A 16,536-nucleotide genomic window follows, 5' to 3' on the forward strand; every position below is an offset into this window, starting at 1 on the left:
ATACCTTATTTACTGCAAGCTTATCATGTGGCAGAGTGTTCATCCCAGCACCTCACCTTTCCGGACCAGCGCAAGACCTGCTTCCATTTCAACTGCACAATTACTCTCGTTGACGAGCAGTTGATGAACCTCACCAATCAGCCGCTGGTACTCAGAAGTGAATCCTTCTATAAATACGGGCTCACACAGCACCTCGTTTGAAACAATATAAAGGTCTGCCTGCATTCTGACTGACTTGATAAAATAGGACACATCATGCAGAATCTGTGCCTTTTCTGACCCTCTCATCAGTTCATTTGTCAGCCAGGTCGTCACGCAATCCCAGACAACAATGCCACGCTCCGGTATCTTTCTGACTGCTTTTGGCAGATCTACAGGCTGTTCAATTGTCAGCCACTCTTCATTCTCACGATCCCTCTGATGCCTTTCAATCCGCTCCTTCATTTCCCGGTCAAAGGAAACACCTGATGCGAGGTACACAAGATTGCCTCCGGTTTCATGCTGCCGCCCCAGTGCTTCACGTTCCGTCCATCCTGTTTTACCGCTTCTGACGCCGCCAATGACAATCGTTACTGTGCCCATGACATCACCGCCTTAATCAGCTTTTGATTTTGTTCCGGCAGCTTTATTCCGATTCTCAGCCAGGCACCGTCAAGGCCTGTGTAATTGTAAGTGTGACGTAAAACCAGCCCTCTCCTGAGCAAAAACTGCCAAAGGGCTTCTGTCTGCTTTGCATCCGGCGGCTGAATGCACACATAATTAGCTGCTGATTCAGAAACTTTAAAACCAATGTCACGCAAGGCATTCGTAAAATGAGATCTTTCTTTTCTAATCATTGAACGGACTTTATCTGTGTACAGCTGATCCTGCAATACCGTTTCTCCTGCTAAAAGTGCAAGCTGGTTCACATTCCAGTGAGGCAGCCACTGACTAATTTCTTTTACCGTTTCCTCATTAGCGAGCAGGTAGCCGAGACGCAGCCCCGCAATGCTGTACATCTTTGTCATTGATCTGAAAATGATGAGTGAAGGACTGCCTGTGTGATCCGCAAGTGAATATTGCTCTCCTGCCATATCAATAAAAGCCTCATCCAGTAAAAGTGTACTGCCTGATTGCTCAGCTGTTTTCAGCCAGGCTGACAGAGTCTCCCTTTTAATCCTGATGCCTGTAGGGTTATTCGGGTTACAGATAAATAATGCACGATCAGCCTCTGATAAAAATGCATGAATGTCATGATGATCAGGCTGCCAGTTCATCGACTCGGTTGTATAAATGTGATGCGTCTGCGCGCCATTAGCTTCAATGACTCTTTCATATTCACTAAATGCAGGATGGATCACGCCGACTTCTTTCCCGTGGAATTTTCTGAGCACTGTCATCATCAGCTCTGATGCACCATTTCCGGGGAGAACCTGGGCTTCACTTACCTGATGTTTTTTGGCAATGAGCTTTTTCAGGTCCCTTCCTTCAGGGTCAGGATAGGAAGAAACCGCGTAGTACCAGCGATCCCACTGCTCTTTTAAACGGGTTGGCGGACCGGTCGGGATACTATTTTCACTGAAATCAATGATCTCGTCAGGTACTGTGAGATTTAACGTTTCGTACAGATAAAGCGGGTTAGCGCCATGTGAAGGTAAAGTCAAAGAGCATTCCTCCTATCCAGCAGCATGCAAGAAACAGCCAGGCCGTTCTATGCATAATGGTAATGGTTTGGTCGATATGACGTACTGTGAGCGGATCATCTGACAGACCGATCACTGGCCTGTTTGAGATCACACCCTGATATGTATTTGTTCCGCCGAGTTTAATATGTAAGAGCAGTGCGACAGCTGCTTCTCCCCAGCCGCTGTTTGGACTTGGATGCTTCCGTGCCTGTGATGGCAGTGCTTTTAAAAGAGTCATTCTTTTACTTTGTTTCGGCTTTACAGTGAGCAGCATCAAAAGTGCAGTGACCCTTGCCGGAATCCAGTTAGCTAAGTCATCAAGCTTCGCGCTTGCCCATCCATAATGCTGATAACGTTCATTCTTGTAGCCGACAATTGAATCACCGGTGTTAATCGCTTTATACCCCCAGATGCCGGGTGCGCCGAATAAAAGTCCCCAGAACATTGGTGCTGTAACCCCGTCACTTGTATTTTCAGCAACTGTTTCAACCGTTCCGCGTGCAATGGCTGATTCGTCCAGGTGCTCAGTATCTCTTCCGACAATCCATGATAGCTTTGTTCTCGCTTCTTCCATCTCTCCTTTTTGAAGCGGCGCGGAGACTTCTTTTGCTGCATCAGCCAGACTTTTAGACGCAAGTGCTGATGCAATCAGGATCGTTTCAAGCATGAAACCTGCGATCCAGTGAATCTGATAGCTGCCGTAAACGACTAAAGCTGTTATCAAAGTCGTGATGGCAACAACTGTAAATACGCCGATCATCCCTTTTAGCTTACGTGATCTCCTTTTATTTATCCTGCGCTCAATCCATATAATGAAAGATCCGATCCACCTGACAGGGTGCGGCCAGGCGGGCGGATCTCCAATGAGTCGATCAAGGCAGAGCGCAATGGTGATTGCTGCTGCGTGTGTGATCATGATATTCCCTTTCTTTTACGGTAAATCTTGATTGCTTCTGTCGTACATTCTACAATTCCTTTACCAATTAATTTACCAAGCGTCGTAATCGAGCCTGCATATTGTACGAACGGACCATGCTGGGTTGCTGCAATCATGGCGCTGTCAGTGGAGGTGCCGGTTGCAAGTGTGCCAGTCAACGGATCTTTTACATCAGCATTTTGCAGCGCTTTTACTTTTGCTTCAGTCGCTGTCATCATTGCCTGAATAAATGCTTCATCAGACAGCTTCCCATTAATAAAGACCCAGCTGTTGATCGTACCGATTGTCGTCTGTCGATCCCGTTCATGGGAAAGTGAGACGTCAACTGCGTTTCCTACTCCGGCAGTTACAGCAATCACGACAGACAAGCCGTTCTGTTCGTACTCACGGATCACAACATCCTCAACCATCACAGCGGTCATCATACCGACTGTGTCAGCGGCGTTCCATCCATTTTTCGCAGCGTACATTTTCATATCCTCATAGCTGTCATCACATTCATAATCCATCGGCACGTGCCTGTTGACGAAATGATGATACCAGCCTAGTCCTGCTCCGATCACTGCAGATGATAAAGTCTTCAGCGATTGTGGTGCCCCGACGTGAATATGGTCAGCGGTAATGGTGAAATGATCTTTCGTGATCTCAGACGGCAGGTTCTGTCCGTGATTTGGCAGCAGTGTGACCTGCGGCTTTGGCAGCTCCGGGTGTGACTGCGTATGCACGCGCGCCTGATACACCCGCTCAACCGTTTCTTTATTCATCACATGACCCGGCTCAGCCAGCTGCACGGTTTCCCCGTTGTGTAAAAGCAGCAGGCGGTCGCAGTATAATGAGGCAATATTTAAATCATGAAAAATTGAAATGACCGTCAATTCATGCGTTTCCGTCCATTCCTTTAACAGATCAAGCAGCTGTTTCTGATAAGACAGGTCCAAATGATTCGTCGGTTCATCCAGTAAAAGAAGCCTCGGCTCCTGCGCGAGTGCCTGCGCTAAAAATACGCGCTGACGCTCACCGCCTGAAAGGTCCTGAATCGATTTCCCTTCAAATTCGAGAACGCCGGTTTGCTTCATCGCTTCTTTGACCGCTTTTTCATCGCGGGTCGTCCACGGTGCAAACATCCCTTTCTGGTGAGGATAGCGGCCCATCGATACCGTTTCGCGCACCGTATAATCAAAGGCATGACTGTGCAGCTGCGGTAATACGGCAATTTCACGGGCGAGCTGCTTCGCTGAATAACTTTTGAGCGGCTGGTCTTTAAAAGAAACATCCCCTGAACGACAAGGTAAAAGTCCGCTGATCATCTTCATGAGCGTTGTTTTCCCGCTGCCATTAGGTCCAAGAATGCCGAGAATTTCCTGCTTCTGAAGCTCAAATGAAACATTTTTCACGACGTCCTTTTCACCATATCCGCCGCTGATCTGTGAAGCCTTCAGCATCGCTATCCTCTCCTTTCCTTCCGTTTTTGTATGAGTATCAGGCCAAATACCGGTGCACCGATCAGTGCTGTAATGACACCGATCGGCAGTTCAGTCGGTGCAACAATCGTTCTTGCCACAAGATCACATAAGATAAGCAGGCTCGCTCCATTCAGAATTGAAAGGGGCAGTACGTGCCGGTGATCTGAGCCGGTCAGCATTCTGACCATGTGAGGAACAACAAGGCCGACAAAGCCGATCGTCCCTGACACAGCAACCGCTGCTCCGGTTAATAATGACCCTGAAGCCAACACGACAAACTTTCTCCGCTGAACGTTCACCCCTAAATGCTGGGCACGCTCCTCGCCAAACGCCATCGCATTCAGCTCGCGCGCGTTCCAGATTAACAGGAGTGCACCAATCACAAAGAACGGCGCAATCAGGCGGATATATTCCCAGCCTCTCATTGATACACTGCCTAGCAGCCAGTTGATGATCTGTCTTAGCTCATCACCGGTTAATGCAATCATCAGTGATAGAATCGAGCCGAGAAACGAGCTGAAAATGATTCCTGTCAGAATGATCGTTTCCATCTTCATTGACTTCTCAACCATTCTGGCAAAGCCAAGCACAATGATTAACGTAAGCAGTGCTGCTAATATACTGATCACAGGCAATGTAAAGCTGCCAAGTCCAGGTATTGTCAGTCCAAGGAAAATGGTTGCTACTGCACCGACTGACGCGCCGGATGAAACACCGAGCGTATACGGGTCAGCGAGCGGGTTTTTTAGAAGTCCCTGAAAAGAAGCACCTGCGATCGCAAGTGATGCACCTACAAGAGCTGCAAGTATCACACGTGGAAATCTGATATCAAGCACGATTGAGCTGAACATCGGGTCCAGCGCTTCTCTGTTACTGAACGCACCTGCGAAAATACTGAGCATTTCCATGACAGGCACTCTTACAGAGCCTACTGTGACTCCAAGTGTGAAAGCAGTCAATAAAAGCAGGATGGAAACAGCGTATCCCGCCCAGACTTTACTCCGCGAAAACATCAGGATAGATCGCTTCTGCAAGGGCCTGTGTACCTTCTACGAGTCTTGGACCTGAACGTGTAACCGGGTCTGAAGGGACTAGATAGACATCTTCATTTGTTACAGCAGTGACCTGACTGAAGCCTTCATAACCCATCCACTGGTCCACTGCATCCTCTACGAAATCACCATAAGTCAGCAGTGCTACCTCCGGATTCCGCGTGACAACTTCCTCTTCTGTTAAAGGAACGAATCCTTCCTGATCCGCCATCACGTTTTCAGCATTGATCAGATCAAGCATTTCCTGAATAAATGTGTTGTTTGCTGCTACATACATTTCAGGCGGTCCTGCCACATCCACTAATACTGATTTACGGTCCTCTTCTGAAATCGCAGATGCTTTTTCAGCAATCTCATCAAAGCCTGCCTGCATATCAGCAATAATCTGCTCTGCTTCTTCAGTTGTTCCAGTGATCTGACCAATCATATCGATCGTGCCGTAGACTTCATCAAAGGTCATTGCATTTTCAATCACAACAACCGGAATGCCTGCGTCCTCAATCTGCTGAAGACCATCTGCACCACCCGGATTTGATGCATGTGCAAGCACTACATCAGGCTGAAGAGAAATAATCTTTTCTACGTTAAACTCCATGCCACCGATTTTTTCAACGTTCATTGCTTCTTCAGGGTAGTTGTCAAAGTCAGATACCCCGACGATTTCTTCATCGAGTCCAAGTGCGTATGCGATTTCTGTATTGCTTGGCAGCATGGATACGATCGCATCAGGCTGCTCTTCAATTGTGATCTCTTCACCGTTTGCATCTGTTACTGTGACCGGGAATGATGATTCTGACTCAGCAGGTTCTTCTGTTACTTCTTCCTGATCCTGATCGTCTGCCGGTGCTTCTGTTGTTTCTTCTGCGCTGTCTGAGCAGGCTGCAAGTACGCCTGCTGCGAGTAAAACTGGTAACCATTTTTTCATGTTGTGTTCCTCCGTCTTATGATTTTTTGCAATAAAAAAACATCTCACGCGGGAGATGCAGGGTTGCAGGATATAGCCGTATGTAAAAAACGGAGAGGCTGCAACACCCGCCCATATCCTCGTAGGCGTGTCTGGTGCTTGGAATCAAGGCAGGTCTCCTGGCTTATGACAATCAGTGTTTGCCTCCTTCCCATAGCTTAAGCTACAGTGGCTGCGGCAGACACAAGTCATTTACAGTGGCGGGACCGCGCTGGAATTACACCAGCTTCCCTTTTAACTGATCATTGATGATCAGCACCTCTATCCGTTCATATTGAAATGTTTTTCCAATGCTATTATAGCACTTCCTGTCAGATATTGTGCAAGGGCTTTTTTCGAGAGATTATGAGTGAAAAGTGATTAGAAGCTTAAAATACGGGAAAATAAAAAGAAATCTGCATGGAGGTGTCAGCATATATGTCAAATGATCATATGAAGCATGAAGGTCCACATCCTCACGAGCATAGTATGGAATGCGGTCACACTAAAATTCAGCACGGCGATCACATCGATTTTGTCCACGACGGTCACTTGCACCATGAGCATCAGGGTCACTGGGATGATTGTAAGATTGAAGTGTCAGAAGAGAACCCTGATACATGTCAACCGACTGAATGCGGGTGTAATCACACAGATGATTGCGGTCATGAGTTAGTACCTCACGGCGATCATTTTGATTATCTGGTGAACGGCCGCCTGCACCATGTGCATGATGGACATTGTGATGACCACGGTCCTGTAGAAGTCATTGATAAAGGGTAATACTGAATGTAAAACACCCCTGTCAAACCTAATTTGACAGGGGTGTTTTATGTTTAGCTTTTAATTTCAAGTGGTCTTAAGCTCGCTTCGATTTGTGCACGTTTTGGCTCAAGGAATGGTGGCAGCGCAAGCTCTTCCCCAAGATGCTCCATATCCTCATCGGTTGCAAAGCCCGGCTCATCAGTTGCAAGCTCAAACAGAATACCGTTTGACTCGCGGAAGTAAATTGAGCGGAAATAATAGCGGTCGACTTCACCTGATGTCATCAGACCGAAGCTTCGGATGCGGTCATCCCACTTTTCATAATCCTCAAAAGTCGGAATACGGAACGCCACGTGGTGCACGCTCCCCCGGCCAGGACGTTCAGGCGGAAGATCAGGTCTTTCTTCGATATGCACTTCAGCACCCGTCCCGCCTTCTGCAACTGACATGACCTGGATTGCAGGCAATTCAGCGCCGGCGCGATTCGGATACTCGCCCACCTTTTCAAAGCCAAGCACCTGCTCAAGCACTGCAATTGTTTTTTCTGCACGGCGCACAGTCAGCGTAACCGGTCCAAGACCAACGATCGCATGCGCTTCAGGAACATCAGCACCAGTCCATGGTATTCCCGGCGCGACTCCTTCTTCACCGTTATCCGCGACCAGCATGAGGCGCGATCCTTCTTCATCCTCAAAATAAAGTGTGTCACGCCCTGCACGCTTTTCAATGTCATCATGACGGACATTTAGTTCATCAAAACGCTTTTTCCAGTAATGAAGTGATTCTGTTGTCGGTACACGGAATGCTGTATTTGAAATACTTGAAACGCCTGGATACGTGCGGCCGGCCATCGGAATATCAAAATACGTCATATCCGTTCCCGGACTGCCGACTGCATCTGCGTAAAATAAGTGATATGAAGATGTGCTGTCCTGGTTTACAGTCTTCTTAACAAGGCGCATGCCTAATGTTTGTGTAAAAAATCTATGGTTTTTCTCAGCAGCCGAAGTGATTGCTGATACGTGATGAATTCCTGTTACTTTCATGGTGAACACTCCTTTTATCTCGAAACTAAGATATTTTCTATCCTTATTGTATGACTGATTGTAAATGAATGCAAGAAAAATATCTCGAATTCGAGATATTATCTAGTTTGTTGTATTTTCGCTGGAGCTGTAGCATTCTCTGAACAGCTTGTTGCGATACACCCGGGAATTTGTTGCAATTCAGTGCCAGTTTGTCTCTATTCCGCCGAAAGTTGTCGTAACCCATCCGGCAACTTGTACCTTTCCCACTCAAAGTCGCCGCTATCCCCAACTGACCACGCTCCACCCCACCATCATCTACCACGAAAAAAACCGCCCCCATCAAAGGAGCGGTTCATCTCTATTAATCTTCCAGTGCCTGTTCAAGATCGATCAGCAGGTCTTCAATATCTTCAATTCCAACTGAAATTCTCACTAGCCCGTCAGTAATACCGAGCTCTGCGCGACGCTCTGCAGGAATAGATGCATGTGTCATACGTGCCGGTACTGAAATCAGGCTTTCTACTGCGCCAAGACTTTCAGCAAGCGTAAAGTATTTCACTTTTTCAAGTACGCGCGCTGCTTTTTCACCGCTGCCTACATCAAATGAAATCATCCCGCCAAAGCCGCGTGACTGCTTCGCTGCTGTCTCGTGGCCAGGGTGTGATTTGATGCCAGGGTAGTGAATCGTTGTGACGCCTTCGTGACGCTCAAGGAAGGAGACGATTTCTTTCGCATTCACTTCATGCTCTTCCATACGCAGGCCAAGTGTTTTGATACCGCGCATTAACAGCCATGAATCCTGTGGTCCGAGGATTGCACCAATAGAGTTTTGTACAAAATGTACTTCTTCAGCAAGCTTAGCTGAATTAACGACCACAAGTCCTGCTACAACGTCACTATGTCCGCCAAGATATTTTGTCGCACTGTGCACAACGATATCTGCACCATGATCGATCGGCGTCTGCCAGTATGGTGTTGTAAATGTATTATCCACAATTGTCAGCAGGCCGTGCTCTTTAGCAACAGCTGACACTGCTGCAATATCCGTTACTTTTAAAAGAGGGTTTGTCGGCGTTTCAATGAATACTGCTTTCGTGTTTTCCTGAATCGCATTTTTCACATTGTCAGGGTTACTTGTATCAACGAAAGTAGAATCGATACCAAGACGATTCAGCACTTTTGTCATAACACGGTATGTTCCACCGTAGACATCATCAGTCAGTACAACGTGTGACCCTGTGTCAAACATCATCATGACTGAGCTGATTGCAGCCATTCCTGAACCGAATGCAAATCCCGCATGACCATTTTCAAGATCCTTGATTAATTCTTCAAGCGCATGACGCGTCGGATTACCTGTACGTGAGTATTCGTATCCCTGACGCAGACCGCCTACGCCATCCTGCTTATATGTGCTCACCTGATAAATTGGCGTGGAAACCGCACCTGTTGCTTCGTCTCCAACAATACCGCCATGTATCAATTTCGTTTTCTGCTTCATATGTGTTTAACCACCTTCATATATATTCTGACTCAGATATCGTTCACTGCTATCAGCAAACACAGTCACGATATGGCTGCCTTTTTCAGCTGTTTCCGCTTCCTTCAGCGCAGCATGAAACGCTGCACCGGATGAGCTGCCGACAAGCAGACCTTCTTTTAAAGCCAGTTCTTTTACCCAGTAAAAAGCGTCCTTGTCATCTACTGTGTGAATCGCATTAAAAAGCTCACGATCCATATATTCAGGAAGAAATTCCATCCCGATTCCTTCTGTTTTATGGGGACCGGATTCACCGCCATTGATCGTTGAGCCCTCGGGTTCCACGATGACCGTTTTAATTGCAGGGTTCTGATCCTTTAAGTAGCGGGCATTTCCCATAAATGTACCACCAGTTCCTGCGCCTGCTATAAAAACGTCAATCTTGCCGTCCATATCGCGCCAAAGCTCAGGACCCATCGTTTTATAATAGGTCTCCGGATTAGCAGGGTTACCGAACTGCGCCGGTGAAAATGAACCAGGCGTCTCACGCACAAGCTCTTCCGCTTTTGCAATCGCACCCTTCATTCCCTCAGCAGTCGGTGTATTGACAACTTCTGCGCCAAGTGCGCGCATGAGCGTCTGCTTTTCAACACTAAATTTTTCAGGTGTGACAAAGACCACCTTAAAGCCGCGTCCGACAGCTGCAAGTGCAACACCGATGCCTGTATTTCCGGCAGTCGGTTCAATGATGGTTCCGCCTTCTTTTAGCTCACCGCGCTTTAGTGCGTCTGCAATAAGCTCCATACCGAGGCGGTCTTTTACGCTGCCGCCCGGATTAAAATACTCCAGTTTCGCAAAAATCCGGCATTCGTTAGGAACCGGAATGCCGGAGATTTCTACGACCGGCGTATTGCCGATCAGTTCGTGCACGCTTTTTGCTACGTTCATTTACGCGTCCTCACCAAAAACGTCTTTCCACTCATCACGTTTTGCAAGCATATCAGCAGCAATTTCCTTTGCACCTTCAAGGCTGTGATTCGCTGCCCAGCCGCATTGCACTTCATTGCACGCCGGTACTTCATCAGCTTTTAACACGTCATTCAGCGTTGCTTCGATCGCGTTAAGGATTTCATCATAGTTATCATGGTTGAGCACTGCAAGGTAGAACCCTGTCTGGCAGCCCATTGGCCCGATATCAACTACGTTATCGAGGTGATTACGGACATTTTCAGCCATTAAGTGCTCAATTGAATGAAGACCATCCATCGGCATATGCTCTTTGTTCGGCTGCTTAAAACGCATATCATACTTATGAATCTCGTCGCCGTTCTGTCCTTTTGTCACGCCAACAAGTCGTACATAAGGTGCTTTTACTTTCGTATGGTCAAGATTGAAGCTTTCTACATTCATTTTTTTCGTCATGTGAAATCTCTCCTTTGAAAGTGTGGTTGTGTTTATCTTAACTGGTCCGGTGATGGGATGTACAGGGATTTCCATTCGATAAGCGTTAATCTTGCTTCAGGTGGAAGCTTTCCGCGGCCGGCACGGTGAGCCCGCAGGCTTCGCCATAAGCCTCACCTGTCCCTTCCTGTGAGCCGCCGCCTTACGCTCCGATTAACTATGTGATACTTTGTACGATCCATCTATAAAATAACAATTGTTACTTTTTCACCGCATGTATCAACCAAACGTATTCGTTTAGTCTTTTAAATGATGTTGAAAACCCTGCATCATCCAGCAATGCACTCATCACCGGGATGGTTGTATAGTATTCTCTTTTCAGATCTTCAAGCAGATTGTGATAACCCTGCTGCTCTACCTTTTTCCACTGAGCAAGTTTGGCTTCTTCGGTTTCAAAGATTGTGTCCGCGAAAACAATCTGACCACCTGCTGGCAGTTTGGATGCATAGATCTTAGCTGCCTTTGCCTTTTCTTCATCTGTCAGGTGATGAAAAGCGTAAGTGCTGACGAATGTGTCCGGCTGTTCGTTCAGTTCGAAATCCAGAAAGTCTCCGTCTGAAATATTCAAAGCAGGAAAACGCTCCTGCGTACGTATGCGCATGGCATTGTTTGGTTCATAGGCTGTTACTTTGAGGCCTTTCAATAAAAGCTTTTCAGTCAGGTTTCCTGTGCCTGGGCCAAATTCAATCGTATGCCCGGAAGCTTTAGCGGCTACTTCTTCAAGTATGCTGTCATAATGCTCAAATACTGCTGCATATTCTTCATCCTGTCCGCTGACCGATGCATCATAACTATCTGCCCATTCATCAAAAATCTCTACAAATTCTCGTCCCATATCAGGGTCACTCCATTCAAATTTTATTATTCTTATAAACATACTCGGAATTAACCGGGACGGTGATTATATTATCAGAAATTAATCAGGTTGTCACGTATATTATGTTAATTTGAAGCAAAATACGTGATAAAAGCCGATTGATTTGGTATGTTTTAAAACGAAGTTCTGAAGGAGGGAATAAAATGTCTACTTTACTAGAAGAAATTAAAGTGTATAAAGAAAATTTCAAGAAAAAAGCACCCGAAGAAAAGCAGCGATTAATGGCTCAGGCTACGAAGGAACTGGAAGAATCCGGTGCTGCACAGGGCTTAAAAGAAGGAGATCAAATTCCTGACTTTACTCTGCCTGATGCAACAGGTAATCAGGTTTCAATTCAAGCATTACTGGCTGACGGACCTGTTATCCTTACGTTTTACCGCGGGGGCTGGTGTCCGTATTGCAACCTTGAATTGAAAGCCTATCAGGACAAACTTTCAGATATTGAAGCTGCCGGCGCATCACTCGTTGCGATTAGCCCGGAAATACCTGATGCTTCATTAAATACCAAAGAAAAGAACAACCTTGAATTTACAGTATTAAGTGACGCTGGAAACAAAGTCGCAAATCAATTTGAACTTGTATTTAACATGCCTGATTACCTTATCAGCATTTACAAAGATTCAGGTCTGGATGTAGCAGGTCATAATGGGAACAATGACTGGGAGCTGCCTAAACCGGCAACTTTTGTCATTGATTCTACTGGTAAGATTCTGTTTGCTGAGGTAGAAGCTGATTATACCTACCGTACTCCACCGGAAAAAGTGGTTGAATTTGTGAAAAATATTTAGTAAAAAGCCGGGCTCCTGCGCAGGAGCCCGGCTTTTTTTGACTCAGCGGGGACGGAGTTGACTGTGCCACTTTTAGAATGATTCTAAAAATGAACCACACAACTCCGTCCCCACCGAGTCGCTTCATTTATCACTTCACCAAATACTGCGGCGGATGACAAGCATTCACAGTCAGGCAGCTTTGCCATTCTTTTTTAGAGTGCTCCCACTCGACGGGATACTGTCCCCATTCCCATGAAGGGTTCCAGTAGCCTTCCGGGTGCAGCTGTTCTGCGTACCATCTGGCGTTTTCTTCAACCAGGTCCTCAAATTCCTCATATAAAGGTGATTGAGTATTTGTCATTAATTGAAGCGGCTGCAGTCCATATCCGCTCCATTCATTAGGGTTTTTAGTGAACTGAACGAGCTCTTTAATTTTGTGAATGATCTCTTCTTTCAGCTCTGCTTTTGGTGTAAGTTCTGCTAACCTGTAATAGCACTGGATTTCGTGCATATCCCATTCAGTGATTTCATGCAGCCTGTTCATGACGTCTGTTTCAAGCTTTGCTGCGAATTGTGAATTGGGCTGACACTTTTGAAAATAACCGAGGATTTCTGCTGACGGGTTACCGGGCGTTTTTTCAAAGCCGGTTTCCCCCGCTTCATTGACGCTCCACCAGGGGGCACGCGGAACGTGATTGACGATTTCCGGTACGATCGGAAATCGCTTTTGCTCACCGTCATATTGTCTTTCAAGATAGTGCAGTGCTGCTGTAATCATCGGATGTCGATGACTGATCGGCAGCTGCATCACATATTGCAGTGCAACGGTTGTGTCAATCACACTTGAGTCGACCATTCTGCGATCAGGTTCAATCGCGTGTCCAAAGCCGCCGTCTCTGTTTTGATAGGCTTCGAGTGCATGAATGACTGCTTCAGGAGACCCTTCTCCCTGTCTGAAAGCATGGAAAGCCCGATCCACCTTTCTTGCATCACGTGATATGTATAGATTAATTGCGATTTTCTGATCTTTTGTCAGGTGTTTGTTCAATATATTCATTTTCTCGCCTCCAGATATCGTTATTCGCTACAGCTGTTAAAAAAACCTTTTCATAAAAAAACTCAGGTTATGACCTGAGTTTTTAATCTGATGATGTCATTTCAAACGTTTCCTCGTTTCCATCTTCCCATTCGACAAAGACTTCAATTGAGTCATCTGCGGTTACATCAGCGAGATTCATTGATGACTTTTTTGAATCTTCAAATGTCAGATCAGTTAGAGACTGATCATTGAACCTGAATGTAGAACTCGATTCTTCACCAGCATTTCGGTATCCTGCGGTTACTTCACCTGTATTTCCTTCACCGAGCAGATCAGTTTCTTCTCCCTGGTAAGTGACAGTAAACTCATGTTCAACCATTTCCTGGTCATCGTTATTACCGCCTAACACTTCTGTCATCTCAAGCGTCGCTTCCCACTGCTCTCCTTCACCTGAAAAGCTCGTTGTCGGTTCTTCTTCCGGTCCGCAGGCTGCAAGTATAAGTGCGGGCATGATGAATAAACCTAATTTCTTCATCTCAACATCCTTTCATTTAAATTGGCATTTAATTTACATATACCCTTTCAGAGGAAATTAACACTTCCAAATACCTATAAGAAAGTCTTCTTTGTCATTAAAAAAACTGCCTTCTGTAAGAAGACAGTTTTTAGAAGAGGATCAAATGTGAAAAAGTATTCCTTCAATTCTATGGTTTATTCCTTCAAATTGAATGTCTATCCCATCAATCTGGAAATTTATCAGTCAAAATTGAAATTGATTCATTCATCATGCATGTTCGTGGTGCTTTTTCAATCAGGTTGCCTTGCTTTCCCTTCAGTAAGGCTCATCATTCCTTCAGCCTAACGTGCAATTCCTTTTTCTGAAAAGCGCCCCCCGGACATCACTTATTACATTTGCTCAGGTGCTGCTACACCGACCAGCTTCAGTGCATTGCTGATTGTCTGGCGGACTGCTTGAATCAGGTTCAGACGTGCTTTTGTCAGCTCAGGTGCTTCTGCATCAAGTACTTTATTCGCATTATAGAAGCTGTGGAATGCTGAAGCAAGCTCATTGATATAGGTTGCTACGCGGTGCGGCGTTCGCATTTGTGCAGCAGACCCCACGATCTGCGGGAACTCTCCAAGCTTTTTCAGCAGGTCAATTTCTTTTTCGGTACCAATCAGTGAAACGTCAGCCTTGTCTGCAAAGCTGAAGCCCTGTTCTTCTGCTGAACGCAGAATGCTGCAGATACGTGCATGCGCATATTGTGCGTAATAGACAGGGTTTTCATTGGATTGTGATACAGCAAGATCAAGGTCAAAGTCCATATGTGAATCACCTGAACGCATAGCGAAGAAATAACGCACTGCATCAAGACCCACTTCATCCACAAGCTCACGCATCGTGACCGCTTTACCTGTACGTTTACTCATCTTCATTTTCTCGCCGTCTTTATAAAGCTGAACCATCTGAATGACTTCAACTTCAAGGCTGTCCCGTTTATAACCAAGTGCTTCTACAGCCGCCTTCATACGAGGGATGTAGCCATGGTGATCGGCTCCCCAGATGTTGATCACTTTATCAAATCCGCGCTCGAACTTATCACGGTGATAAGCAAGGTCAGGCGTCAGGTACGTATAAGAGCCATCGTTCTTAATGAGTACACGGTCTTTATCATCACCAAGCTCTGTTGAACGGAACCATGTTGCGCCGTCTTCTTCGTAAATGTGACCGTTGTCTCTTAATACTTTTAGTGCGTCATCAATTTTACCGCTCTTGTAAAGTGATGTTTCAGAGAACCATACGTCAAAAGGAACGCGGAATGCTTCAAGATCATCCTGCAGCTTTTTCAGTTCAAATTTCAATCCGTATTCACGGAAGAATTCGTAGCGCTCCTCTTCAGATGCATTGACATACTTATCGCCGAATTCTTCAGCAAGCGTGTTGGCAATTCCGATAATATCTGCACCATGATAACCGTCTTCAGGCATTTCTTTTTCCTGGCCAAGCGCCTGGAAATAGCGTGCCTCAACAGATAACGCAAGATTATGAATCTGGTTGCCGGCATCGTTAATGTAGTATTCGCGCGTCACATCGTAGCCTGCTTTTGCAAGAACGTTAGACAGTGAATCTCCTACTGATGCGCCGCGGGCATGTCCAAGATGAAGGTCTCCGGTCGGATTCGCTGATACAAACTCAACCTGTACTTTTTCACCTGCGCCTGTATCTGTCTCACCATATGCTTCACCAGCCGTCAGGATTGTCGGGATCAGATCAGTCAGGTAAGAATTGTCCATGTAAAAGTTAATGAATCCAGGTCCTGCGATATCGAGTTCTTTAATAGAAGCTTTTGACTGATCAAAGTTGTCAACGATGTCCTGTGCGATCTGACGCGGCGCTTTTTTTGCAACACGGGCAAGCTGCATCGCCATATTTGTTGAGAAGTCACCGTTCACTTTATCTTTAGGTGTCTCTAAAATGACTTCAGGCAGCTGCTCTTCTGTTGCGAGCCCTGCTTTTAATACAGCATCCTTAATTTCCTGCTTCAGTTTTTCCTGTACATCTAATGCAATGGTCATTGCACAGCCTCCTTGTAATCAATCGTCATTTTATAAGTGCCAACACTTGAGCCCTGCATTTCAAGTCCGTACGTGATTTGAAAACGTCCGTCTTTTGTGCCCGGCGTATTGTGTGTATATGATTTTGTATCTGTTAAAAGGGAAAGTGTGCCATGCTCACTTTCGTAAGAGCTCATCATTTTATTGCCGCGGCTGAAAGCAAGTCGCATTTTCACAGCGCCGCTTCGTAAAATGACTGCACTGTCTTCTTCCATTTTTACAATGGTGCGGACGGTGCCTCCGTTTTGCTCTTCTTCATATTTTAAATAATCAATGTTGTTTTTTTGAATCCATTCCCCTTTAGACTCCAGGGTTAGTTTTTCCTTTGAGCCATCGGGCTGTGTGATCACTGTTGTCAGATGAATGGAGACGGGTGTTGCATTTTCCATCTTGCTCACTCCGTTTCGCTCAATTAATAACCTTTCTATTATAAAAGAGGGT

The 16,536-nt window shown here is 46.0% G+C and carries 17 protein-coding genes and 1 riboswitch; of the genes, 2 read left to right on the forward strand and 15 right to left on the reverse strand.

What is annotated here, in order from left to right; all coding sequences use genetic code 11:
* Nucleotides 1–39 precede the first annotated feature (39 nt).
* The 6 genes from DH10bf12_RS00940 to DH10bf12_RS00965 are packed head-to-tail and all read right to left on the reverse strand — an operon-like array spanning nt 40 to nt 6,041.
* On the reverse strand, nt 40–582 hold the full coding sequence (locus DH10bf12_RS00940) for a bifunctional adenosylcobinamide kinase/adenosylcobinamide-phosphate guanylyltransferase (RefSeq protein ID WP_471736755.1): 543 nt from the start codon (nt 580–582) through the stop codon (nt 40–42).
* Nucleotides 570–1,643 carry a threonine-phosphate decarboxylase CobD gene (cobD, locus tag DH10bf12_RS00945; protein WP_471736756.1) on the reverse strand — a complete coding sequence of 358 codons (1,074 nt, stop codon included), beginning with the start codon at nt 1,641–1,643 and terminating at the stop codon, nt 570–572. Before cobD ends, DH10bf12_RS00940 begins: the two co-directional genes overlap by 13 nt.
* Nucleotides 1,618–2,580 carry an adenosylcobinamide-phosphate synthase CbiB gene (gene cbiB / locus DH10bf12_RS00950; protein ID WP_471736757.1) on the reverse strand — a complete coding sequence of 321 codons (963 nt, stop codon included), beginning with the start codon at nt 2,578–2,580 and terminating at the stop codon, nt 1,618–1,620. Before cbiB ends, cobD begins: the two co-directional genes overlap by 26 nt.
* Nucleotides 2,577–4,043, reverse strand: coding sequence for an adenosylcobinamide amidohydrolase (locus DH10bf12_RS00955; protein WP_471736758.1), 1,467 nt, complete (start codon nt 4,041–4,043; stop codon nt 2,577–2,579). The genes cbiB and DH10bf12_RS00955 overlap by 4 nt, the downstream gene beginning before the upstream one ends.
* Nucleotides 4,044–4,045: 2 nt before the next feature.
* Nucleotides 4,046–5,098: a FecCD family ABC transporter permease gene (locus DH10bf12_RS00960; protein WP_471736759.1), complete on the reverse strand. Its 1,053-nt coding sequence runs from the start codon at nt 5,096–5,098 to the stop codon at nt 4,046–4,048.
* A complete protein-coding gene (locus DH10bf12_RS00965) occupies nt 5,061–6,041 on the reverse strand; it encodes a helical backbone metal receptor (protein ID WP_471736760.1) in 981 nt (326 codons plus the stop codon). Before DH10bf12_RS00965 ends, DH10bf12_RS00960 begins: the two co-directional genes overlap by 38 nt.
* Nucleotides 6,042–6,172: 131 nt before the next feature.
* Nucleotides 6,173–6,358: riboswitch (cobalamin riboswitch) on the reverse strand.
* 139 nt (nt 6,359–6,497) lie between these two features.
* On the opposite strand from DH10bf12_RS00965, the gene DH10bf12_RS00970 reads away from it, so the two are divergent.
* Nucleotides 6,498–6,842, forward strand: a complete 345-nt coding sequence (locus DH10bf12_RS00970) for a hypothetical protein (protein WP_471736761.1) — start codon at nt 6,498–6,500, stop codon at nt 6,840–6,842.
* Between the two features lie 53 nt (nt 6,843–6,895).
* On the opposite strand, the gene DH10bf12_RS00975 is transcribed toward DH10bf12_RS00970, so the two are convergent.
* The 5 genes from DH10bf12_RS00975 to DH10bf12_RS00995 all read right to left on the reverse strand — a co-directional run bounded on the left by DH10bf12_RS00975 (nt 6,896) and on the right by DH10bf12_RS00995 (nt 11,628).
* Complete coding sequence (locus DH10bf12_RS00975) at nt 6,896–7,870, reverse strand: ring-cleaving dioxygenase (protein WP_471736762.1); 975 nt, start codon at nt 7,868–7,870, stop codon at nt 6,896–6,898.
* A 343-nt stretch (nt 7,871–8,213) separates the two neighbouring features.
* A complete protein-coding gene (locus DH10bf12_RS00980; protein WP_471736763.1) occupies nt 8,214–9,353 on the reverse strand; it encodes a bifunctional cystathionine gamma-lyase/homocysteine desulfhydrase in 1,140 nt (379 codons plus the stop codon).
* 6 nt (nt 9,354–9,359) lie between these two features.
* Nucleotides 9,360–10,280 carry a cysteine synthase A gene (gene cysK / locus DH10bf12_RS00985; protein WP_471736764.1) on the reverse strand — a complete coding sequence of 307 codons (921 nt, stop codon included), beginning with the start codon at nt 10,278–10,280 and terminating at the stop codon, nt 9,360–9,362.
* The gene (locus tag DH10bf12_RS00990; protein WP_471736765.1) at nt 10,281–10,754 is read right to left on the reverse strand and encodes an S-ribosylhomocysteine lyase; all 474 of its coding nucleotides are present in this window, start codon (nt 10,752–10,754) and stop codon (nt 10,281–10,283) included.
* 238 nt (nt 10,755–10,992) lie between these two features.
* On the reverse strand, nt 10,993–11,628 hold the full coding sequence (locus tag DH10bf12_RS00995) for a class I SAM-dependent methyltransferase (RefSeq protein WP_471736766.1): 636 nt from the start codon (nt 11,626–11,628) through the stop codon (nt 10,993–10,995).
* Between the two features lie 185 nt (nt 11,629–11,813).
* Between DH10bf12_RS00995 and DH10bf12_RS01000 the strand changes: the two genes are divergently transcribed.
* Nucleotides 11,814–12,458, forward strand: coding sequence for a peroxiredoxin-like family protein (locus tag DH10bf12_RS01000; protein WP_471736767.1), 645 nt, complete (start codon nt 11,814–11,816; stop codon nt 12,456–12,458).
* A gap of 130 nt (nt 12,459–12,588) precedes the next feature.
* Here the strand turns inward: DH10bf12_RS01000 and DH10bf12_RS01005 are convergent, their stop codons facing one another.
* The 4 genes from DH10bf12_RS01005 to DH10bf12_RS01020 form a co-directional block, all read right to left on the reverse strand.
* Complete coding sequence (locus DH10bf12_RS01005; protein ID WP_471736768.1) at nt 12,589–13,497, reverse strand: hypothetical protein; 909 nt, start codon at nt 13,495–13,497, stop codon at nt 12,589–12,591.
* A gap of 82 nt (nt 13,498–13,579) precedes the next feature.
* A complete protein-coding gene (locus tag DH10bf12_RS01010; protein WP_471736769.1) occupies nt 13,580–14,014 on the reverse strand; it encodes a hypothetical protein in 435 nt (144 codons plus the stop codon).
* Nucleotides 14,015–14,385: 371 nt separating this feature from the next.
* Complete coding sequence (argS, locus tag DH10bf12_RS01015; protein WP_471736770.1) at nt 14,386–16,056, reverse strand: arginine--tRNA ligase; 1,671 nt, start codon at nt 16,054–16,056, stop codon at nt 14,386–14,388.
* Entirely contained in the window at nt 16,053–16,484 is a 432-nt protein-coding gene (locus tag DH10bf12_RS01020) for a YwiB family protein (RefSeq protein ID WP_471736771.1), read from the reverse strand. Before DH10bf12_RS01020 ends, argS begins: the two co-directional genes overlap by 4 nt.
* Nucleotides 16,485–16,536: the final 52 nt, after the last annotated feature.

The sequence above is a fragment of the Jeotgalibacillus sp. 10bf12 genome, from assembly GCF_055597105.1.